Annotated in this window: 22 protein-coding genes and 3 tRNA genes; 15 read left to right on the forward strand and 10 right to left on the reverse strand. The window is 68.1% G+C overall.

The window, feature by feature from the left end; translation table 11 throughout:
* Nucleotides 1–35: 35 nt before the first annotated feature.
* On the forward strand, nt 36–686 hold the full coding sequence (locus H074_RS15485; RefSeq protein WP_007030989.1) for a DedA family protein: 651 nt from the start codon (nt 36–38) through the stop codon (nt 684–686).
* Between the two features lie 40 nt (nt 687–726).
* On the opposite strand, the gene H074_RS15490 is transcribed toward H074_RS15485, so the two are convergent.
* The 6 genes from H074_RS15490 to H074_RS15510 form a co-directional block, all read right to left on the reverse strand.
* The gene (locus tag H074_RS15490) at nt 727–1,887 is read right to left on the reverse strand and encodes an alkaline phosphatase PhoX (protein ID WP_007030990.1); all 1,161 of its coding nucleotides are present in this window, start codon (nt 1,885–1,887) and stop codon (nt 727–729) included.
* Nucleotides 1,884–2,366 carry a helix-turn-helix domain-containing protein gene (locus H074_RS15495; RefSeq protein WP_039922452.1) on the reverse strand — a complete coding sequence of 161 codons (483 nt, stop codon included), beginning with the start codon at nt 2,364–2,366 and terminating at the stop codon, nt 1,884–1,886. Before H074_RS15495 ends, H074_RS15490 begins: the two co-directional genes overlap by 4 nt.
* Before the next feature lie 17 nt (nt 2,367–2,383).
* Nucleotides 2,384–2,560: a hypothetical protein gene (locus tag H074_RS39295; RefSeq protein ID WP_235096771.1), complete on the reverse strand. Its 177-nt coding sequence runs from the start codon at nt 2,558–2,560 to the stop codon at nt 2,384–2,386.
* Between the two features lie 190 nt (nt 2,561–2,750).
* Nucleotides 2,751–5,153, reverse strand: a complete 2,403-nt coding sequence (lon, locus tag H074_RS15500; protein ID WP_007030992.1) for an endopeptidase La — start codon at nt 5,151–5,153, stop codon at nt 2,751–2,753.
* A 169-nt stretch (nt 5,154–5,322) separates the two neighbouring features.
* Entirely contained in the window at nt 5,323–6,171 is an 849-nt protein-coding gene (locus tag H074_RS15505) for an SAM-dependent methyltransferase (RefSeq protein WP_039922453.1), read from the reverse strand.
* Between the two features lie 29 nt (nt 6,172–6,200).
* Nucleotides 6,201–7,148: a GNAT family N-acetyltransferase gene (locus H074_RS15510; RefSeq protein ID WP_007030994.1), complete on the reverse strand. Its 948-nt coding sequence runs from the start codon at nt 7,146–7,148 to the stop codon at nt 6,201–6,203.
* Between the two features lie 280 nt (nt 7,149–7,428).
* Here H074_RS15510 and H074_RS15515 point away from each other — a divergent pair, with 280 nt between their 5' ends.
* The 6 genes from H074_RS15515 to H074_RS15540 all read left to right on the forward strand — a co-directional run bounded on the left by H074_RS15515 (nt 7,429) and on the right by H074_RS15540 (nt 11,467).
* Nucleotides 7,429–10,044 carry a putative bifunctional diguanylate cyclase/phosphodiesterase gene (locus H074_RS15515; protein WP_007030995.1) on the forward strand — a complete coding sequence of 872 codons (2,616 nt, stop codon included), beginning with the start codon at nt 7,429–7,431 and terminating at the stop codon, nt 10,042–10,044.
* A 79-nt stretch (nt 10,045–10,123) separates the two neighbouring features.
* Nucleotides 10,124–10,196 (forward strand) — tRNA-Thr (locus tag H074_RS15520).
* 49 nt (nt 10,197–10,245) lie between these two features.
* Nucleotides 10,246–10,318: transfer RNA gene (locus H074_RS15525), tRNA-Met, on the forward strand.
* Nucleotides 10,319–10,363: 45 nt separating this feature from the next.
* Nucleotides 10,364–10,528 carry a 50S ribosomal protein L33 gene (gene rpmG, locus H074_RS15530; RefSeq protein WP_005152047.1) on the forward strand — a complete coding sequence of 55 codons (165 nt, stop codon included), beginning with the start codon at nt 10,364–10,366 and terminating at the stop codon, nt 10,526–10,528.
* 88 nt (nt 10,529–10,616) lie between these two features.
* Nucleotides 10,617–11,066, forward strand: a complete 450-nt coding sequence (locus H074_RS15535; RefSeq protein WP_007030996.1) for a MaoC family dehydratase N-terminal domain-containing protein — start codon at nt 10,617–10,619, stop codon at nt 11,064–11,066.
* Nucleotides 11,063–11,467 carry a MaoC family dehydratase gene (locus H074_RS15540; RefSeq protein ID WP_007030997.1) on the forward strand — a complete coding sequence of 135 codons (405 nt, stop codon included), beginning with the start codon at nt 11,063–11,065 and terminating at the stop codon, nt 11,465–11,467. The genes H074_RS15535 and H074_RS15540 overlap by 4 nt, the downstream gene beginning before the upstream one ends.
* A gap of 67 nt (nt 11,468–11,534) precedes the next feature.
* On the opposite strand, the gene H074_RS15545 is transcribed toward H074_RS15540, so the two are convergent.
* The 3 genes from H074_RS15545 to H074_RS15555 all read right to left on the reverse strand — a co-directional run bounded on the left by H074_RS15545 (nt 11,535) and on the right by H074_RS15555 (nt 14,665).
* On the reverse strand, nt 11,535–12,467 hold the full coding sequence (locus H074_RS15545) for an SGNH/GDSL hydrolase family protein (RefSeq protein WP_007030998.1): 933 nt from the start codon (nt 12,465–12,467) through the stop codon (nt 11,535–11,537).
* A 75-nt stretch (nt 12,468–12,542) separates the two neighbouring features.
* Complete coding sequence (locus H074_RS15550; protein ID WP_007030999.1) at nt 12,543–13,439, reverse strand: TIGR03619 family F420-dependent LLM class oxidoreductase; 897 nt, start codon at nt 13,437–13,439, stop codon at nt 12,543–12,545.
* The gene (locus H074_RS15555) at nt 13,436–14,665 is read right to left on the reverse strand and encodes a pyridoxal phosphate-dependent aminotransferase (protein ID WP_007031000.1); all 1,230 of its coding nucleotides are present in this window, start codon (nt 14,663–14,665) and stop codon (nt 13,436–13,438) included. Before H074_RS15555 ends, H074_RS15550 begins: the two co-directional genes overlap by 4 nt.
* A gap of 205 nt (nt 14,666–14,870) precedes the next feature.
* On the opposite strand from H074_RS15555, the gene H074_RS15560 reads away from it, so the two are divergent.
* The 6 genes from H074_RS15560 (at nt 14,871) to H074_RS15585 (ending at nt 18,505) form a co-directional block, all read left to right on the forward strand.
* Nucleotides 14,871–14,943: transfer RNA gene (locus H074_RS15560), tRNA-Trp, on the forward strand.
* Between the two features lie 27 nt (nt 14,944–14,970).
* Nucleotides 14,971–15,423: a preprotein translocase subunit SecE gene (gene secE / locus H074_RS15565; protein ID WP_007031001.1), complete on the forward strand. Its 453-nt coding sequence runs from the start codon at nt 14,971–14,973 to the stop codon at nt 15,421–15,423.
* A 77-nt stretch (nt 15,424–15,500) separates the two neighbouring features.
* On the forward strand, nt 15,501–16,355 hold the full coding sequence (gene nusG / locus H074_RS15570; RefSeq protein WP_007031002.1) for a transcription termination/antitermination protein NusG: 855 nt from the start codon (nt 15,501–15,503) through the stop codon (nt 16,353–16,355).
* A gap of 78 nt (nt 16,356–16,433) precedes the next feature.
* Nucleotides 16,434–16,868: a 50S ribosomal protein L11 gene (rplK, locus tag H074_RS15575; RefSeq protein WP_005152062.1), complete on the forward strand. Its 435-nt coding sequence runs from the start codon at nt 16,434–16,436 to the stop codon at nt 16,866–16,868.
* An 81-nt stretch (nt 16,869–16,949) separates the two neighbouring features.
* Nucleotides 16,950–17,663, forward strand: a complete 714-nt coding sequence (rplA, locus tag H074_RS15580; RefSeq protein WP_007031003.1) for a 50S ribosomal protein L1 — start codon at nt 16,950–16,952, stop codon at nt 17,661–17,663.
* A gap of 77 nt (nt 17,664–17,740) precedes the next feature.
* A complete protein-coding gene (locus tag H074_RS15585) occupies nt 17,741–18,505 on the forward strand; it encodes an alpha/beta fold hydrolase (protein WP_007031004.1) in 765 nt (254 codons plus the stop codon).
* 98 nt (nt 18,506–18,603) lie between these two features.
* Here the strand turns inward: H074_RS15585 and H074_RS15590 are convergent, their stop codons facing one another.
* Entirely contained in the window at nt 18,604–19,449 is an 846-nt protein-coding gene (locus H074_RS15590; protein ID WP_007031005.1) for a hypothetical protein, read from the reverse strand.
* A gap of 328 nt (nt 19,450–19,777) precedes the next feature.
* On the opposite strand from H074_RS15590, the gene rplJ reads away from it, so the two are divergent.
* Nucleotides 19,778–20,329 (forward strand): 50S ribosomal protein L10, encoded by a 552-nt coding sequence (gene rplJ / locus H074_RS15595; protein WP_005152070.1) that lies wholly within the window; start codon nt 19,778–19,780, stop codon nt 20,327–20,329.
* Between the two features lie 48 nt (nt 20,330–20,377).
* Nucleotides 20,378–20,764 (forward strand): 50S ribosomal protein L7/L12, encoded by a 387-nt coding sequence (gene rplL, locus H074_RS15600; protein ID WP_005152072.1) that lies wholly within the window; start codon nt 20,378–20,380, stop codon nt 20,762–20,764.
* Nucleotides 20,765–21,125: the final 361 nt, after the last annotated feature.

Here is a 21,125-nt window from a genome sequence, read left to right on the forward strand (position 1 = left end):
TCGTTGACAACCGCAGACGACCACGAAAGGCCGCCATGAACCTCCTCCTCGCCCAAACCGCCAGCGAACCGATGGGAGGACTCGCCGGGTGGGCGGTCTCATTGATGGACGCGCTGGGCGGTCCGGGAGCCGCGATCATCGTCGGCCTGGACAACCTGTTCCCGCCGATCCCCAGCGAACTGGTGCTCCCGCTAGCCGGGTTCTCCGCCAGCCAGGGCACGTTCACGCTGGTGGAAGCGCTGGTGTGGACGACTTTCGGATCGGTCGCGGGCGCGATCATCGTGTATTACCTGGGCCTGCTGCTGGGCCGCGATCGCACACGCCGCTGGATGGGGAAGATCCCGCTGGTCAAGGCCTCCGACTTCGACAAGACCGAAGCGTGGTTCCAGAAGCACGGCACCAAGGCGGTGTTCTTCGGCAGGATGGTGCCGATCTTCCGCAGCCTCATCTCCTTGCCCGCCGGGATCGAACGCATGCCGTTCTGGCGGTTCCTGGCCTTGACCACGCTGGGCAGCCTGATCTGGAACACGGTGTTCGTACTGGCGGGCTACGGCCTCGGGGAGAGCTGGCACCTGGTCGAGGAGTACGCCGGGTTCTTCCAGTACTTCGTGATCGCCGCCGTCGCGGTCGCCCTGACCCTCTTCGTGGTGAACCGGCTGCGGGAAAAGTCCCGCACCGACGCCTGAGTCGTGCGGGCGCCCGGACCGGGCGCCCGCACGCTTTGTCTCAGGATCGGAAGGGGCCGGTCACCTCGTAGGTGATCCCGCCGGAGGACGAACCGGAGGTGCCGCGCTGCGACGAGAAGTACAGCCGGTTACCCGCCGGGGTGAACGCGGGACCGCAGATCTCCGACGAGCTCTGGCCGTTGATCCGCAGGAACGGCGCCACGATGTCGTTCGGCGTGATGATGCAGATCTCCATGTTGCCGCCGTCTTCGGCGACGTACAGGTCACCCGACGAGGTCCCGGTGACGTTGTCGACCCCGGTCAGCGGCGCCGAGCCGGGGCTGACCAGCGAGTCGTCGTAAGCCAGCTCGTAGGTGCTGTTCGTCAGGTTGAGCTGCCAGACGCGGTTGTCGCCCTTCGTGGTGAACCACGCGGTGTCGTTGGCGTAGTGCAGCCCTTCGCCGCCGTTGAAGCGCTTCGCGCCGGACACCTGGTTGCGGGTGGCGGTAGGGGAGCCGTCGGGGTCGGGCACGTTCGCCCACGTGAAGCTGCCCGAGGTCGCCGTGCCCGCCTTCAGTACCTGCAGCGTCCCGGCGGACAGGTCGCCCCAGGTCGTCGGGACGAAGCGGTAGAAACAGCCGTCCGAGGTGTCCTCGGTCAGGTAGACGACCTTCCGTACGGGGTCGGCCGCCGCGGCCTCGTGCTTGAACTTCCCCATCGCGGGCCGCTGGACGGCGGCCGTGGCCGGACCGTTCGGCTGGCACTCGTAGACGAACCCGAGATCGATCTCCTCACAGGAAAGCCAGGTGTTCCAAGGAGTCTTGCCGCCCGCGCAGTTCTGGCGCGTGTTCGCCAGGACGCGGTGGGCGCCGGTGATGTTCCCGCTCGCGTCGAATTTGACCGCGCTCGCGCCGCCGCCGGGGGTGATCTCCGAATTCGACACATAGATCCAGCCACTCCCGTCGGCGAACACCGCGCCGCCGTCCGGGGCGCTGTGCCAGGTGTACCCGGTGTTCGCGACCTGCTGGCCGGACCTCGCGATGACGCGGCTGGTGAATCCCGTCGGCAGCTGGATCCCGTTCGAGTCGGCCGCTTGGAGCGCGCCGTACGGGCTGGGTCCGTTCTGGGCGGGCGCGGCGAGAGCCGCCCCCGAGAGCCTGTTTCCGAACGCCGTGACACCGGCGCCGACCACGGCCGCGCGCAGGAAATTCCGTCGCTTCACTCGTGCCTCCGAGACATCCGCTGATGTGGTGGTGCGGGAAGGAGCGGGTCGGAGAGTACGGGTGGAACGGGACTTCCAGGTGAATTCGCGGCGTATTCACCGTGAGGAGGGAACTTTCGTAGGGAACCCTCACTCAGCACTATTTCTTTCGCTTTGCGAAGGCCAGGTGCTTCGGCTCCGCCGCGTTGCGCGGCGATTTCCAGGGCGACGAGTATCCGGTCGAGCGGCGCGCATCCGCCATTGCGGTGATGACGACGTCCGATCAGGTGACGCCAGTCGGCGAGATACTCGTCGATCCCCGGCTCGTCAGTGACCGCCCGGAGCAGGGCGCGCAACAGGACTCGCATCTGGTTTTCGTTGCCGGGCAAGGTGTTCCGGGCCAGCATGTCGGCCAAGGTGCTGCGGGACCAACCGGTCGCGGCGGCCAGCGCGCGGATGCTGAGGCCGCTCCGGTCGCGGAGTTCGCGCAGCCGCGCCATGAATTCCGATTCCGTGTTCATCGGGGCGCCCTGGCGGGCACCGGGTGACGGAGAACGGCGCCGAACAGGGCTATGGCGATCCCCGCGGCGATCGAGGCACTGGTACCGGCGAAGGTCAGCGCCGCGGTGAATCCGGTGAGAATGCTCAGGCAGACGATCTGACCGGCCGAAACGCACCTGCGCCTCGGTCGCAACGGGGAAAGAATTCCTTGATTCATGACCTTGCCCTCTCAAGGATCACGCACCCCGGCTGGGTGGCACGCAATACACGTTATCAAAACGTGATAGGGAGTTTAAGGTGAGTCAATGTCCGGGTTCGTCCGGATCTCGAAAAGCCGAAAGCCCCGGACCCTTGGCGGGATCCGGGGCTTCGGCCTCGCGCCGTTACGCCGCTTGGGCGACCGGAGCCGTCGCCGGCGCCAGCGCGATGTCCAGCACGTCGCGGACGTTCGCCACGGCGTGGACGTCCAGCTGTGCCAGCACTTCGGCCGGGACGTCGTCCAGATCGGGCTCGTTGCGCTGCGGGATGATCACCGTCTTCATCCCCGCCCGGTGCGCGGCCAGCAGCTTCTGCTTGACCCCGCCGATCGGCAGCACGCGCCCGGTCAGCGACACCTCACCGGTCATCGCGACGTCCGATTTCACGACCCGGCCCGAAAGCAGGGACGCCAGCGCCGTCGTCATCGTGATGCCGGCGCTCGGCCCGTCCTTGGGCACCGCGCCCGCGGGGACGTGCACGTGGATGCCGCGGTCCTTCAGGTCGCCGACCGGAAGTTCCAGCTCCGCGCCGTGCGAGCGCAGGTACGACAACGCGATCTGCACCGACTCCTTCATCACCTCGCCCAGCTGGCCGGTCAGCTGCAGCCCGGTCGAGCCGGACTCCGGATCCGCCAGCGACGCCTCGATGTAGAGGACGTCACCGCCGGCGCCGGTCACCGCCAGTCCGGTCGCCACGCCGGGGGTCGACGTGCGCTGCGTCGACGCGGGCAGCGACGACTCAGGCAGGTGCCGTGGGCGGCCGAGGTAGATCTCGAGCCCGTCGGCGTCGATCGTCAGCGGCAGCTCGACCTCGCCGAGCGCCACCTTGGTCGCCACCTTCCGCAGCACCTTCGCGATGGTCCGGTTCGCGTTGCGCACCCCGGCTTCCCGCGTGTACTCGGCGGCGATGCGGCTGAACGCGCCGTCGGTCAGCGTGACGTCGTCCTTGCCGAGACCGGCGCGATCCAGCTCGCGGGGGAGCAGGTGGTCGCGGGCGATGGTGACCTTCTCGTGCTCGGTGTAGCCGTCGAGAGTGACCAGCTCCATCCGGTCCAGCAGCGGGCCGGGGATGGTCTCGAGCGCGTTCGCCGTCGCCAGGAACACGACGTCGGACAGGTCCAGTTCGACCTCGAGGTAGTGGTCGCGGAACGTGTGGTTCTGCTCCGGGTCCAGCACCTCCAGCAGCGCGGCCGTCGGGTCGCCGCGGTAGTCGGCGCCGACCTTGTCGATCTCGTCGAGCAGCACGACCGGGTTCATCGAGCCCGCTTCCTTGATGGCGCGGACGATCCGGCCGGGCAGCGCGCCGACGTAGGTGCGTCGGTGGCCGCGGATCTCGGCCTCGTCGCGGATGCCACCGAGGGCAACCCGGACGAACTTGCGGCCCATCGCCTTCGCCACGGACTCGCCGAGCGACGTCTTACCGACCCCGGGAGGACCGGCGAGCGCCAGTACCGCGCCCGAACGGCGGCCGCCGACCGGGCCGAGCCCCGACTCCGCGCGACGCTTGCGCACGGCCAGGTACTCGATGATGCGTTCCTTCACGTCGTCGAGACCGGCGTGGTCGGCGTCAAGGATGTCGCGCGCCGCGGCGATGTCGTGGACGTCGGTGGTGCGCTCGTTCCACGGCAGTTCGAGGACGGTGTCCAGCCACGTCCGGATCCAGCCGCCCTCGGGGGACTGGTCGGAGGTCCGCTCCAGTTTGTCCACTTCGGACAGCGCGGCCTTCTTGACGGCGTCCGGGAGCTCGGCGGCCTCGACACGGGCGCGGTAGTCGTCGTCGTTGGCCGTGCCGTCGAGTTCGCCGAGCTCCTTGCGGATGGCTTCGAGCTGGCGGCGCAGCAGGAACTCCTTCTGCTGCTTCTCCATGCCCTCCTGGACGTCCTTGCGAATGGTGTCGGTGACCTCGAGTTCGGCCAGCTGTTCGCGGCTCCATTCGAGGGCCTTTTCGAGCCGTGTCGAAACATCGAGGGCGGAGAGCAGCTCGAGCTTCTGCTCGGTCTTGAGGTACGACGAGTTGCCCGCCAGGTCGGCGACCGCGGACGGGTCCTCGACCTCCTGGACGGCGTCGATCATCTGCCAGCCGCCACGCTGCTGGAGGATCGCGATGACGACGGACTTGTACTCGGACGCGAGTTTCGCGGAGTTCTCGTCGGTGGTCTCGGTGGCGACCTCGGCGTGCACCCAGCGCGCGGCGCCAGGACCATCGGCGATGCGGCCGACGACGGCACGGCGGGTGCCGCGCAGCAATACCGCGGTCTTGCCGCCGGGCACGCGCCCGATGCGCTCGACGGTGGCGATGGTGCCGAGTTCGGTGTACTCGCCGTGGACGCGGGGGACGATCAGCACCTCGGCCTTGGTGGCGGCGCTGGACCGGATCCCCGGGAAGGAAGCCTGGGCAGGCGTGTTGGCCTGGGCGGACTCCACCGCGGCGCGCGTCTCCGTGTCGGCGAGGTCGAGCGGGACGATCATGCCCGGCAGCACGACGTCGTCATCGAGCGGGAGGACGGGCAGGAGGCGGTTGTCGGTCATCTGTGCACTCCTCGGTTAGTTGAGTCTGCCTAGCTCAACTCTCCGATCGACCCGTTTGTTTCCTTTCCACGTTCGCCGTCAGCGATCACCTACCCCTCCGACCTCTGCGCCCCAAAGCGTCACGGTTAGCCCCCTAAAGGCGACGCGTCGGGATCAGAGATCGGAGGGGTCAGGGGTGGACGGAGACTCCGCACCAGGCGAACGGCCGGGCGCCTTCCTCGTCTCGACGCAGCTCCCGCACGGGCCGCCAGTCGGGCAGGTGGACGACGCCGGGTTCCAGCAGCGGCCAGTCCCCGAAGAGCGGCTCGATCTCTTCGCGATCTCGCATCCACACCGGGTTGCTCGTCTTCCGGTACTGCTCGACCATCCAGTGGAGCCCGTCGGCGTCCTCGCCGGTCTGGCCGCCGAAGCTCATGTGCGACAGCCCCAGCCAACTGCCCGGCGCGAGCGCGTTCCGGTAGGTCGCGACCAGCGCGGGCGGATCGTCGTGTGGTCCGGCGAAATGCAGGACGGCCATCATCATCAGGCACACCGGCTGGTCGAAATCGATCAGCCGCAGGGTCTCCGGATGCCGCAGGACGTCCTTCGGCCGCCGCATGTCCGCGTGGACGATCCCGGCCCAGTCGGTCGCCTCGTGTCGTTCGAGGATCAGCTCCGCGTGCGCCACCGCCACCGGCTCGTAGTCGACGTACACCACCTTCGCGGTGTCGCCCGGCTCAAGCTCCTCCTGGACGATCTCGTGCACGTTCCCGGCGGTCGGGACACCGGAACCCAGATCGATGAACTGCCGGATCCCCGCGTTCAGCGCCGCGCGCACGACACGGTTCATGAACTCGCGGTTGTGCCGCGCGCCCGGTTTGACCCACCGCCACTGCCGTTCCAGCGCGCGGGCGAACTCGCGGTCCACCGCCCAGTTGTGGGTCCCGCCCAGGAACCAGTCGTAGATCCTCGCCGCGGACGGCTTTTCGGTGTCGACCCCGGTCGGCGCCACCGGGGCCGCGTCATCGTCCCTCGTCACAGAAACCCCCTGATCATCTGTGAATGAGCCTATCGGGATCCGTGCACCGCCGGTCGTCGCTGCCAGTACGTCCAGAGCGGCCGGTAGCCCTGCGCGTACCAGAACGGCGTCGAGCGCGGATTGGCCAGAGCGTGGTGCAGCAGCACGGCTTCGGTGCCGCATTCGTCGAAGACCTGGTGCGCGTGCGCGGCGAGCGCCGTCCCCACCCCGCTCGATCGCGCGGGTTCGGCCACCGCCAGCGACGACAGGTAGCCGACCCGGTCGGCCGCGACCCGGCCGCCGATCCACGCCGTCTCACCGGGGAACTGCACCCGCACCATGCCCAGTGGACGTCCGTACAGCTCGGCGATCCACAACGTCGGATTTTCCCGGCCCAGGTGTTTCGACAGGTCCGCGGCGATCGTTTCCTCCGCGCCCTCGCGCAAAGTGACAGAACCGAACTGCGCGTCATATCGCTGCAATTCCAGTTCGAGTCCGACGGCGGTTTCGAGATCATCCGCTTCGGCGGGGCGGATGTGCACTCCGGGAGTGGCGGGCGGCCCCGTCACGGCGAGCCGGTCGGCCGGGCGGACCGCGATCACCAGCACCGGCGCGAATCCGCGGCGCAGCAATTCGGCCGAGCCGGGGGAGTCCCGGCTGGGCCGCACCACGGTCGCCGCCGTCTCGACATCCCCAGGTGGAGCGACGGTCTTCAGATGTTCATCCCATCGGGTGAGTAATGCGTCAAAGGCCGCTTCCGGGCGGGGGCCGGTGAGCCGGGCTTCGAGGCGATGTTCGACGAGGGCCCGCCACGGAGAGTCAACAGAATCAGGACCCGCTTCGGTCCGTACCGACAATCCGGCGGCGGCCGAGTCGCCTTCTGTCGCGGAGAGTGACACGGCGCCCTCGACAGGCTCCAGTGCAGGCATTTCAGGGAGCAGGGCGTCCACGGTGGCGAGCCGCTCGGCGTGCCCGGCGGCGATGGCGTGGCTATTCATAGGGCTATTCAAGCCCCTACCGACGGGTCCGCCGGGAACTTCACGAGATTGGCCGGGGTGTGGCGTCAGGTGACTTCCGGTAGTCGGAAGGAACGCGAATAACGCTCCCATTTCACCCCTTGGTCCACGCAGGTCAGCGCGACGCGCCCATTGTTAACCCTGGGGTGATCTCATACTGTCTCGAATGGGACTTGGGTACGCCCTCCGGGGTACTGTATTGCCCTCGTCCCCGAGGTCGCGGTAGGACAAGACCGGTTGGGCAGCCGGGAAGGAAGGTCGGATGCCGGACACGAACGGCAGGCCCGGGAGCGCCGCACAGGCGGCAGCGGGCAAGGGAGGCGCCGTTACGGAGGCTCGTACCGACGAGCGACGGTTCCGCGTCTACACCTTCGCGGTACTCACCATGGGCATCGCCGCAGCGGCCGCGGTCAGCCTCTGGCTGGACTTCGAGGCCTCGGACGATCTGCTGTGGATCGGGCCGATCCTCGCGCTCGCGTTCCTGCTCGCCGAACAACTCGGCATCAACGTCGACGTCCGCAGCGGCATCTCGTGGACCATCTCGTTCACCGAGATCCCGCTGGTCATCGGATTCTTCGTCGCTCCCTTCGAAGTCGTGCTCGCCGCGCATCTCGCGGCGGGCATCGGAACACTGCTGGCCCGTAAGGTCGCGGGCCGCGTCCTCTACAACGCCGGCGCCTTCCTGCTGGAGATCACCGGCGCGTTCGCCGTGGCAGGACTGGTGAAACAGGCCTCCGGTGCCCACGACATGACCTGGATCGCCGCGCTGGCGGGCACTTTGACCGCACCGCTGGTCAGCACGCTGCTCGCGCTCGCCGCCGTCCGCGTGCTGCGCCGTCGCATGCGGGTCAGCACCGCGATCCGGCTGACCGGCCGCATCCTCGTCGTCGGCTTCGTCAACGCCTCGGTCGGTCTTTCCGGTTATTTGGTCATTTCCGGTACGCCGAAGGCCTGGCCGCTCGTGCTGGCGGTCTTCCTCGGACTCACCGCGTTGTACTGGGCGTACTCCGATCTGCTCCGCGAGCAGCGCGACATGGAAGCGCTGTCCGACGTCAGCCTGATGGTCGCGCGATCCGGACAGCAGGCCGCCGCGCGGCCCGCCGGGCGGGCCGACGACCTCGTCGGCGGCGTGGACGTCCGCGAGTGGGCGACCATCGCCGAACGCATCAAGGATCAGCTGGCCGCCGGCCGGGTCGTGCTCAGGCTGCGGCTGGAACCGAAGGACACCATGCGGATGGTCGTCGCGGGCGACGAACTGCCGCCCGTCGACCCGGCCGCCGACGACCCGCTGCTGCGCCTGCCCGGCGCCCACGTACGGCACTTCCGGATCACCGAAGCCAATCCCGACGTCCGTTCCGCGTTGCTCGACCGAGGTGCGCAGGAGGCGCTGGTCGTCCCTCTGCGCAGCGCGAACCAACTCCTCGGCGTCGTCGAAGCGCACGACAGGCTGTCCCGCTGGCGTGGGTTCGGCAAGTACGACGTCCAACTGCTCGGCACGATGGCCAGCCACCTCGCGACCTCGCTGGACAACCGGCGCCTGCTCGCGACCTTGCGCCACGACGCGTACCACGATCCGCTGACCGGCCTGCTCAACCGGCCGGGCTTCCGCCAGGTCGCCAAGGAACCGTTACGGGAACAGGTCGACGCGGTCGTGCTCCGGATCGACCTGGACGTCTTCTCCACCGTCAGCGACGCCCTCGGTTACGTGTGGGCCGACCGGATGGTCATCGCCGCGGGCCGCCGGATCCGCGACGCGCTCGGCCCAGACGTCCCCCTCGCGAGGCTGGAAGGCGCGTCCTTCGCGGCGCTCCTCGTCGGCTGCGCGCCGGAACGCGCTCAGGCCGCCGCGGAACTGCTCCGCGCGGAACTCGTCGCCCCGTACCCGGTGGACCGGCTCTCCGTCGAAGCCAACGCGATGATCGGCTACGCCACCTCGTCGGCGGAAGACGACGACCAGGTCGACGTCGACGGGCTCCTGCAGCGCGCCGACGTCGCCGTCCGCGCGACCAAGGGCGGTGAAGAGGTCCGCGGCTACATGGCCAGCATGGGCCAGATCTTCATGCGCCGGTTCCAGATGGTCACGCAGTTCCGGCAGTCGCTGGAAGAAGGCCAGCTGAGCGTCCACTACCAGCCGAAGATCACCTTGCCGAACCGGCAGATCCAAGGCGTCGAGGCGCTCGTTCGCTGGGTGCATCCGGAGTTCGGCAGGCTCGGCCCGGACGAGTTCGTCCCGGCGATCGAAGCCGCCGGCCTCATCGGTGTCCTGACGTCGTTCGTGCTCGAAGAGTCGTTGAAGCGCGTGCGGAAATGGCTCGACGAAGGCCTGCGCATCTCCGCCGCGGTGAACCTGTCGGTGCGGAACCTGGCCGACGAGGACTTCCCGACGAAGGTCGCGCGCGAACTCGACCGCTTCGGCATCCCGCCGGAACTGCTCACCTTCGAGCTGACCGAGTCCGGTGTGATGTCCGATCCGCAGAAGGCGCTGCCGATCCTGCGGGAGCTGCATTCGCTGGGCATCGTGCTCGCCGTCGACGACTTCGGCACCGGCTACTCGTCGCTGGCGTACCTGCGGCAGCTACCGGTCGACCAGGTCAAGATCGACAAGAGCTTCGTCCTCGGCATGGGCACCGACCTCGGCGACCTCGCCGTCGTGCGCTCCATCGTCGAACTTGGCCACTCGCTCGGCCTCACGGTCGTGGCGGAGGGTGTCGAGGAGGACGTCGCGCGGGATCAGCTCGAGGCGATGGGCTGTGACGTGGCGCAGGGCTACCTCATCTCGCGGCCGCTGCCGGAGGACCGGCTGGAGGCTTGGCTGCAGGCGCGCACGGCGCGTTCGCCCGGTCGGCACTCCGAGACCGTCTTGACCCTGCTGACCTGAGGTTTCGCGGTAACGTACCCCCCTGTTTCAGCCGCTCGCGGGGACTTGCTAATCTTTCCAAGTCCTCGCGAGAGGCAAGGCCCCTTTAGCTCAGTCGGCAGAGCGTTTCCATGGTAAGGAAAAGGTCTACGGTTCGATTCCGTAAAGGGGCTCAGAACCTCAGCCGCGTCACGCAAGCGTGTCGCGGCCAGGTTCATGTAAGGCGGTGTAGCTCAGCTGGCAGAGCAAGCGGCTCATAATCGCTGTGTCGCCGGTTCAAGTCCGGCCACCGCTACGCGGTAATCCTGGGTATCCCAGGCCTAGTAGAGAAGGAAATGCTGTGGCTGCCACTGACGTGCGACCGAAGATCACGCTCGCGTGTGAGGAGTGCAAGCACCGCAACTACATCACCAAGAAGAACCGGCGCAACAACCCGGATCGCCTGGAGATGAAGAAGTTCTGCCCGAACTGCGGTACGCACCGGACTCACAAAGAGACCCGCTGAGCGTCTAGCGGTTCTACCTGTCTCACCCGAAGCCGTCCTGGTCACCAGGGCGGCTTCGGGTATTTTTCGGGTTCGGTAGCCTGCTCGGGTGGCCTTGGACCAGTCGTTCACCGGGCGGGTGTACCCGCCGACCAGTACCTATGAAGTGAGTCGCGAGAAGATCCGGGAGTTCGCCGACGCGCTCGGCGACGCGAACCCGCTCTACCGCGACCCCGAAGCGGCGAAGGCGGCCGGCTACCCCGACGTCATCGCACCGCCGACGTTCCTCACGATCATCAACCTCGCGTCGATCAACGCGATCGTCTCCGACCCCGAGCTGGGTCTCGACTATTCGCGGATGGTCCACGGCGACCAGCGATTCACCTACACGCGGCCGGTGCACGCGGGCGACGTCCTCTCGCTCACCACGTACATCGACAACATCATGACCCGCGCCGGGAACGACTTCATCAACCTGCGCGCCGAGATCTCCGGCGCCGACGGTGGCCTGATCGCCACCACGAACGCCCAGCTCGTGGTCCGAGGGGAGGGCGCGTGAGCACGTTCACCGCCGGAGAAGAACTGACGCCGCTGACGATCGACGTCACTCGCGAGCAGCTGGTGCGCTACGCCGGCGCTTCGCTGGACTTCAACCCCATCCACTGGAACGAGGCCTTCGCCAAGGAGGTCGGCCTTCCCGACGTCATCGCGCACGGGATGCTGACCATGGCGCTCGGGGCGCGGCTCGTCACCGACTGGCTCGGCGACCCCGGCCGCCTCGTCGACTACTTCGCGCGCTTCACTCGCCCTGTGGTCGTGCCGAACGACGGCGCGGCGACGATCGAGTTCACCGGGAAGGTGGCCGTGGTCAACGACGACGGCACCGCGCGCGTCGACATCACCGCCAAGTTCGAAGGCAAGGCCGTCCTCGGCAAGGCGCAAGCGGTCGTCCGCGCCTGACCCCAAAGCCTCGTGAGTGGTAAGGACGGTTAGAACCGTCCTTACCACTCACGAGGCAAGACGGGTACTACGCCGGCTTGAGCAGCTTCTCGATGACCTCCGCCATACCTTCCTCGCCCCGGGCGTTCGGGTGCAGCGGCGCCGCCGGCACCGAGGGAGCGGGGCCTTCGACCCATCGCCGGTTCGCGGCGCTGCACATGTCCCGTCCCTTACTCGCGGTCGACATGTCGGCGAAGCCAGCTTCGTGCTCCTTCGCCGTCTCCAGTAGCGCCGTGTTCAGTCGCTTCAGTGAGTCACGGAAGTAGGCCACATCCCCCGCGCCGACCGGCAGGACCGGCCAGCAGCCGGCGTCGTCGTCCGGAAGTACCGTCGGGTACCCGACGACCACGATGCGCGCTTCGGGGGCCTTCGAGCGGATCTGGCCCAGGATTCCGCCGAGCCGGTCCGCCGCGGCGGTGATCCGCTCGGCCAGCTGGTCCCGTCCGCCCGCGGTCAGCAGGGTCTTGCAGGGCGAAGCGGTCTGCTGCTGCGTCGCGCACTGGCCCGCGAAGCCGACGAAGCCCACGTCGTTGCCGCCGATCCCGACGGTCACCAGCGTCGTGTCGCCATCGATGGCGTCGAGTTGCGGAGCGTTCGTGCCGTCCCGGGTCTTCTGCTCGCCGGTGAGGTGCTCGGTCGTGGCGCCACCGCAGCTGACATCGACGAACTCGGCCGGACGCAGCTTCGCGGCGAGCAGGCTCGGGTAGTTGTTGTCCGAGCGGTCGCAGCCCGCCGGCGTGCCCACGGGCCGTCCGGTGCCCGGCGAAGCCGTGTAGGAATCACCCAGCGCCACGTACCGGCCCGTGCCATCCGAAGTGGTGACCCCCGCCGGTGTCACCGACGTTCCACGCTCCCACAGGTGGTAAGCGATCCCCAGGACGGACAGCACGATCACCAGGAAAAGGCAGCCGCCGCCAGTTCTCCGCTGCGTCACCCGTTCGTTGTACGCGACCTGGGTCACCTTTGTCATCGGTCCGACCGTCGGTGAATCGCGCGTGAACGGGTGATCGCCCGTCTTCTGAGACGTGGATCACGTTCAGTCGTTCGGGACGAGGTCGCGCAGCTCGGCGGCGAGATCGAGAGCGTGGCCGACGTCCCGCGCGAGGTAATGCGGGTCGACGAAGGCTTCGGTGATCCCGGTTTCGGCAGCCGCCTTCAGCTGTGCGGCGACGTCCTCGAGGTCCGTTCCGGGCTTCGGGTTGATCCGCAGTACCCGCCGCAGCGCACCGGGGTCGCGGCCCGCCTTCTCGGCCGCGCTCGCCACGGTCTGCCAGAGCTTCGCCAGATATGGCGCGGGAAGTCCCGCGGGAAGCCAGCCGTCCGCGCGGCGGCCGACGCGGTCCAGCGCCACCGGGGACAGCCCGCCCAGCAACACCGGCGGATGCGGGCTCTGCGCCGGTCGCAGTCCCACCTTCGCCGCCGGGATCCGCCAGCGTTCGCCTTCGTGCTCGACAGGGTCGCCGGTCCAGAACTTCCCGAGGACGTCGAGAAGCTCCTCCAGTTGCCCGCCACGCCCCTTCCAGGGCGTGCCTGTCGCCGTGTACTCGTCGCGAAGCCAACCGATGCCCAAGCCGACGTCCAGGCGACCACCGCTCACCTGATCCAGTGAAGTGAGCATCCGGGCGAGCACCACGGCCGGGTACACCGTTCCGGTGAGCGTGCTGGTGCCCAGCCGGACCTTGTTCGTGACGCTCGCGGCCACCGTCAGCAGGATCAGCGGATCGGCGAAGGTCACGAACTCGGGCGGGTACGGCCGTTCCGGGGTGCCGCCGGGGTAGAAGTCCGACGGCGAGACCGGGGCCAGCACCCGATCCCCGACCCACAAGGACTCGTACCCGAGTTCTTCGGCCGCCGCGGCGAAACCGGTGACGGCGTCCAGCGACGCGAGGGCACCGTACTGCGGAAGGGCGATTCCCAGGCGCATCGCGGTCACCGAGCTTCCGCGAGCAGCCGGCCCATCCTGGTGATCCCTTCGGCGAGATCGTTTTCGTCCAGCGCATAGGAAATCCGGAAGTATCCGGGTGTCCCGAACGCCTCACCGGGCACCACGGCGACTTCGGCCTCGCGCAGGATCAGATCTGCCAGCGCCACTGTGTCGGCCGGCCGCTCACCGCGGATCTCCTTGCCCAGCAAGGCTTTCACTGACGGATAGACGTAGAAAGCGCCGAGTGGCAACGGAGTCTCCACTCCCGGCACCTCGGAAAGCAGGGAAAGTGTCTTCTCGCGCCGGGAATCGAACGCTTCACGCATCGCGAAAACGGCGTCGAGCGGACCGCTCACCGCCGCCAGCGCGGCCCGTTGCGCGACGTTCGAAACGTTGCCGCACAAGTGAGATTGGTACGCGGTCGCCGCCTTGACCACGTCCTGCGGACCGAGCAGCCAGCCCACCCGCCAGCCGGTCATCGAGTACGTCTTCGCGACCCCGTTGAGGACGATCGTCCGGTCGGCGAGTTCCGGGACCAAGACGGGCATCGAGGGCGCTTCGGCGCCGTCGTAGACCAGGTGCTCGTAGATCTCGTCGGTGATCACCCAGAGCCCGTTTTCGTGCGCCCAGCGCCCGATCGCCTCGACCTGTTCGCGCGGGTACACCGCGCCGGTCGGGTTCGACGGCGACACGAACAGCAGCACCTTCGTGCGCGGCGTCCTGGCGGCTTCGAGCTGCTCGACGGTGACCAGGTAGCCCGTCGTCTCGTCCGCCGTGACCTGCACTCCGACACCGCCGGCGAGCGCGATCGACTCCGGGTACGTCGTCCAGTACGGCGCGGGCAGCAGCACTTCGTCGCCGGGGTCGAGCAGCGTCGCGAACGCCGAATAGACCGCCTGCTTGCCGCCGTTGGTCACCAGGACGCGGCCGGGGTCGACCTCGAACCCGGAGTCGCGGACGGTCTTCGCCGCGATCGCCTCGCGCAGCTCCGGCAGCCCGCCCGCGGCGGTGTAGCCGTGATTGACCTTGTCCCGGACGGCCGCTTCGGCGGCTTCGAGCACGTTGGCCGGGGTGAGGAAGTCCGGCTGCCCGGCGCCGAACCCGATCACCGGACGGCCCTGCGCCTTGAGCTCCCGGGCCTTCGCGTCGACGGCCAGGGTGGCCGACGGCGTGATGCCGCCGATGCGTGCCGAGACGCGGGCGGCCGGCGAAGACGAGGGTGCGGGAGCGCTCATGGCGACATCGTGGCACGATCATGGGGTCGGCCGTGGGGAGTTTCCCCGCGGAAGGCTGCTCCGCGCCGGTTTGAGGGGCGCGGTTGCGAAGCTGTTCGGGGGTTGCCGTAGACTTCTGGTCTTGGAACGCACTACGGTCATCCCCGCCACGGCGGTGGGGACGATGGAATGCGTCCTCGGGAGCTCCAGAGCATCGGGGCTCCAAAGGGGTGTAGCTCAATTGGCAGAGCAGCGGTCTCCAAAACCGCAGGTTGCAGGTTCAAGTCCTGTCACCCCTGCGTTAGCGAACTGGTGAAGGCGGAGGAGTGGTCGTGAGCGACAGCGACGCCAGCGGTGAGAAGGCGCAGGACGGCGCCGGGCAGAAGCCCGACGAGCAGTCCCGCCCGGTGACCGCCGCTGCCCGGCGTGAGCGCCGTGCGTCCGCGCGCCCGTCCGGTAAGGCCGACGCCAAGTCGGACGACAAGACCCGCCCCGCCGGCAAGGCGAAGGCCGGGGACAAGACCGAGAAGTCCAAGGACGCCAAAGGCACGGCGACCCCGAAGCGCGACCGCAAGCCGAAGCAGGCGTCGATCTTCGCCCGGCTGATGCGCTTCATCCGCGAGGTCTGGGCCGAGCTGCGCAAGGTCATCTGGCCGAACCGCAAGCAGATGGTCACCTACACCGCGGTGGTGCTGGTCTTCGTGGTGTTCATGGTGGCGCTGGTGAGCGGCCTCGACCTGGCCTTCAAAGAGGTCGTCGGTGCCGTCTTCGGCAGCTGAGGCAGCCGGTCGCGGTGCTTTGAGCGCACCGCACGGTGGCCTGCGCCACGGCAACCGATCAACTGAGAGGACGGAACGTGACCTCCGACAACGGCACAGCAGCCGGTCATGAGCTGACCGAGCTTTCCGACGAGCAGGTGCACGCGGCACTCGGCGACGAGCAGTCCGAGCACCTGGACTCCGTCGAGGTGCCCGCCGCAGGCGACGAGGTCGACGAAGCCGGAGATGTCGCGGAGGCCGAAGAGGCGTCCGTCGAGACCGAAGACGACGACACCGCCGCCGAGCCCGTCGAGGCCGAAGCCGACGAGGACGTCGACCCGGTCGCGAAGCTGCGTGCGGAACTCAACGCCGCTCCCGGTGAGTGGTACGTCGTGCACTCGTACGCGGGTTACGAGAACAAGGTGAAGACCAACCTCGAGACCCGGACCCAGACGCTGGACGTCGAGGACTACATCTTCCAGATCGAGGTCCCGACCGAAGAGGTCACCGAGATCAAGAACGGCCAGCGCAAGCAGGTGCAGCGCAAGGTGCTGCCCGGCTACATCCTGGTCCGCATGGACCTGAACGACGCCTCGTGGAGCGCGGTGCGCAACACGCCGGGTGTCACCGGGTTCGTCGGCGCCACGTCGCGCCCGTCGCCGCTGACCGTGGACGAGGTGCTCAAGTTCCTCGCGCCCAAGGTCGAGACGGCCGCCCCCGCCAAGCCCGGCAAGGGCGAGGCCGCTTCCGCCGAGTCGCAACTCGGCGCCCCCGCGGTCGAGGTCGACTTCGAGGTCGGCGAGTCGGTCACCGTCATGGACGGCCCGTTCGCGACGCTGCCCGCGACGATCTCCGAGGTCAACGTGGACGGACAGAAGCTGAAGGTCCTGGTGTCGATCTTCGGCCGGGAGACCCCGGTCGAGCTGTCGTTCAACCAGGTCTCCAAGATCTGACGGCCGCCAGACGGCCGGCAGTCCCCGCGTACTGGCAGGTGTGCGGGGGACTCAAGTCAGTAAGAAGGAACAAACGAAATGCCACCCAAGAAGAAGAAGCTTGCGGCGATCATCAAGCTGCAGATCAAGGCGGGTGCGGCCAACCCCGCGCCGCCGGTCGGCCCCGCGCTGGGTCAGCACGGCGTCAACATCATGGAGTTCTGCAAGGCCTATAACGCCGCGACCGAGTCGCAGCGCGGGGACGTCGTCCCGGTCGAGATCTCCGTGTACGAAGACCGCACGTTCGACTTCAAGCTCAAGACGCCGCCGGCCGCGAAGCTGCTGCTGAAGGCCGCGGGCGTGGAGAAGGGTTCCGGCGAGCCGCACAAGACCAAGGTCGCCAAGGTCACCTGGGACCAGGTCCGCGACATCGCGAAGACCAAGGAATCCGACCTGAACGCGCACGACATCGACCAGGCCGCGAAGATCATCGCCGGCACCGCCCGCTCGATGGGCATCACGGTCGTCGACTGAGTTCCACCCAGCACCACCGTGGGAGAGCCAGTGCTGGCTCCAACACCACACTGATCCGTTGAAGAGTTAAGGACAGAAGCAATGCCCAAGCACAGCAAGGCCTACCGCAAGGCTCTTGAGCTGGTGGACCGCGAGCGGCTCTACGCCCCGCTCGAGGCCGCGAAGCTGGCCAAGGAGACTTCCTCCGCGAAGATGGACGCCACCGTCGAGGTCGCCATGCGCCTCGGTGTCGACCCTCGTAAGGCCGACCAGATGGTCCGCGGCACCGTGAACCTGCCGCACGGCACCGGTAAGACCGCTCGCGTCATTGTTTTCGCCGTTGGTGACAAGGCCGCCGAGGCCGAGGCCGCCGGCGCGGACGTGGTCGGCACCGACGAACTGATCGAGCGCATCCAGGGTGGCTGGCTCGAGTTCGACGCCGCGATCGCGACGCCGGACCAGATGGCCAAGGTCGGACGTATCGCCCGCATCCTCGGCCCGCGTGGCCTGATGCCGAACCCGAAGACCGGCACCGTGACCCCCGCGGTCGCGAAGGCCGTGACGGACATCAAGGGCGGTAAGATCAACTTCCGCGTGGACAAGCAGGCCAACCTGCACTTCGTCATCGGCAAGGCCTCGTTCGACACCGAGAAGCTGGTGGAGAACTACGCGGCCGCGCTGGACGAGATCCTCCGCGCCAAGCCGTCGTCGGCGAAGGGTCGCTACCTTAAGAAGGTCACGATCTCCACGACGATGGGCCCGGGTGTCCCGGTCGACCCGGCCCGGACCCGCAACCTCCTTTCCGAGGACGCGTGAGTCTGAGTTAGACATCACTGAGAAGAGGGCGGTCCCGCTACGGCGGGGCCGCCCTCTTTTCGTGTTTGCTGGAGGACATGCCTACCTTCGCGTCGTTCGACGGGCTTCAGCTGAACTACACCGTTTGGGAAGGTGGAGGGCGTCCGGTACTGCTGCAGCACGGCTTCGCCGCGGACACGAACGCGAACTGGATCGCGCCCGGTGTCGTCGACGCTCTCCAAGACGCGGGGCTGACCGTGATCAGCCTGGACGCGCGCGGTCACGGACGATCGGCGAAACCGCACGACGAGGCGAGCTACGGCGATGACGCGATGGTCCGCGACGTGTCGGCGCTGCTCGACGCGCTGAACCTCGACGAGGTGTCGATGGTCGGCTATTCGATGGGCGCGATGATCGCGCTCGGCGCGGTGGCCGCCGACCCGCGGATCCGGTGCCTCGCGATCGGCGGGGTCGGCTCGGGGATCGTCGACTTCGGAGGCGTGGACACCCGCGTTGTCACGCCGGAGGAGATCAGCGAAGCGCTGCTCGCTTCGGACCCTTCGACGCTTCCGCCGTCTTCGGCGCCTTTCCGGGCCCTCGCCGACGCGTTGCGGGCGGACCGGATCGCGCTCGCGGCCGTCGCGCGCGGGACGGCGAATCCGAAACTGGACCTGACGGCGATCGCCGTGCCGACCCTGATCCTGGCCGGGGACACCGATCCGCTGGCCGCGGAACCCGAACGCCTGGCCGCCGCCATCGCCGGCGCCCGCCTGGTCCGCGTGCCCGGCGATCACATGGCCGCCGTCATGCACCCCGCCTTCGGCTCCGCCCTCACCGGCTTCCTCACCTCGCACGACCTCTGACCCGACCTGCGTTTAGCCCCCTAATCGCGATCCCGGCGGCACTTGCGTTTAGCCCCCTAACCGCGATCTGGTGTCAGGAAGCCCAGGTCAGCGGGGTGTCAGTTGCCGGTGGGCGGGGCGGGGCAGGGATCGGGGGAGTTCGCGTGCCCGGTGATCAGCCATTGGCCCATCTCGACTTCCTGCAGGGTGAAGCTGCCCAGCAGGGGGCCACCGCGGATGTTGTACCAGCACGAGTGGATCGTCAGGTTCTGCCGCGGGACGACGCTCGACATCGGGCGCACCGCGTAGATGTACGGCGTGATGTCGGTGACCTTGGCGTTCAGGGCCGGGACGGCGGTGGCGCAGTCCGGGTAGCCGAGGTCACGGGCGAACTGGGCCTGCGCCTGTTCGCTCATCGACAGACAGACCTTTTCGACCCGGGTGGCAGGCGGGTAAGGCTTGCCGATCGTGTCGTAGATGGCCCGCACGGCCTCCCAGGGATTGGTCGAAAGCACCTGGTTGGTGTGGTGCTTGCCGCCGCCGCCCTGGACGAACGTCGCCGTGTCCTGCCCGGCGTCGCTGGGGAAGATCTGCCGGTAGGCGATGGTCGCGCCGACACAGAGCAGGACGATCACGATGATCCAGGCGAGGAGCTTCCCGCCTAGACGCCGCAGCCAGCGCGGCATGCGAGGCCGGGGAGCAGGTACGAGTTCGCCGGGTGGCGGTCCCGGAGGCGCCGGGGGCTGTCCTCCGTAGTGCTGGGTCACGGGCTGCGCGGGCTGTGTCGGGACGAGGCCCTGCTTCTGTGCCTCGGTGAACTTCAGGTAGTCCTGGAACTGCTGAAACTGCTGGAACTGGCGCAGTTGCTCCTCGTCCAGCCGGGGCGCGGGCTGACCTCCCGCCTTGGGCTCGATGTCCGTGCCGGGCTCGCTGCCCGGCTTTCCGTCATCACGCTGCTCCGCCACGTCACCATGATGCCTCGCGAGGCCTCCCGCGCACTCCGCCGGTCGCGTTTAGCCCGCTGAACGCGATCCGGCAGGGGGTGCCGCAGGGGGCGAAAGGGGGTCACGTATCCTTGTGAAGGTTCTACCGAAGACCGCTGGTCTTCTCCTGGTCATCTGGCCTGGAGAACGAAGGCCCCGCTAGGGCGGGCGACCCGCGCAGGAGGAACGAGGCTCGCCCGCGATGCATGTCGTCGTGTGCCCTGACGCCCCGCGCCTGTCTGCGCTGGGGCGTTTCGTCGTTTCAGGGCTCTCAAGGCCAGTGGACCACTAGCCAAGAGAGGAGGCGACCATGGCGAAGCCCGACAAGGAGGCGGCCGTCGCCGAGATCGCGGAGAGCTTCCGCAGCAGCTCGGCCACAGTCGTTACCCAATACACCGGCCTCTCCGTGTCCCAGCTGTCCCAGCTGCGCCGCGCTCTCGGCACCAGTGCCAAGTACCGGGTCGCGAAGAACACCCTCGTCAAGCGTGCCGCCACGGACGCGGGCATCGAGGGCCTTGAAGACCTGTTCGTCGGCCCGACCGCGATCGCCTTCGTCGAAGGTGAAGCTGTTGACGCCGCGAAGGCGCTTCGCGACTTCGCGAAGGACAACAACGCGCTTGTGATCAAGGGCGGCTTCATGGACGGCAAGACGCTGTCCGTGGACGAGATCAACCAGATCGCCGATCTCGACAGCCGTGAGGTCCTGCTCGCCAAGGCGGCGGGCGCGTTCAAGGCGAAGCTGTCCCAGGCCGCCGCGCTGTTCCAGGCGCCGGCGTCCCAGGTCGCTCGCCTGGCTGCCGCGCTGGAGGAGAAGCAGCGCAACGCCGGTACCGAAGCAGCCGAAGCACCCGCCGAGAGCTGAACACCCCCCACCCCGAACTTTTAGTTCGTTTCAGAGAGGAAAGCCACCATGGCGAAGCTGAGCACCGCCGAGCTGATCGACGCCTTCAAGGAGCTCACCCTTCTTGAGCTGTCCGAGTTCGTCAAGGAGTTCGAGACCACCTTCGACGTGACCGCGGCCGCCCCGGCTGCCGTCGTCGCCGCCGGCCCGGTGGGCGCTGCCCCGGCCGCCGCCGAGGAGCAGGACGAGTTCGACGTCGTCCTCGAGTCCGCCGGCGACAAGAAGATCCAGGTCATCAAGGTCGTCCGCGAGGTCGTCTCGGGTCTGGGCCTGAAGGAGGCCAAGGAGCTGGTCGAGGCCGCTCCCAAGGCCCTCCTGGAGAAGGTCGACAAGGAGGCCGCCGAGGCCGCCAAGGAGAAGCTCGAGGCCGCGGGCGCCAAGATCGCCATCAAGTGATCTCGGGCGCGTAGCGCCTACCGCAGCACCGTCGAAGGGGCGGGCATCCACTCTGGATGCCCGCCCCTTCGCTGTCTCCACCCCCGCCCGGACCTGCGTTTAGCCCCCTAATCGTGACGCGTAGCCACGCTAAGCATCTGGGTGTGCCGAAGGTGCCGGATCGCGTTTAGCCCGCTAAACGCGATCCGCGCCGCGCGGACGGTGGCAAGGGCGCTGACCTGCGTTCAGCCCCCTAATCGCGACGCGGTCCCGTGCCGACCTGGGCGGCGCCCGGTTGTGGATCTGCGCGAGGGAGTGACGTGCACTACGGTGCTGCAAGCGGTGCACGGGCCGGTGGCGGACTGCGCGAAAAGTTACCCGC

It is taken from the genome of Amycolatopsis decaplanina DSM 44594 (assembly GCF_000342005.1).
Lineage (GTDB): Bacteria > Actinomycetota > Actinomycetes > Mycobacteriales > Pseudonocardiaceae > Amycolatopsis > Amycolatopsis decaplanina.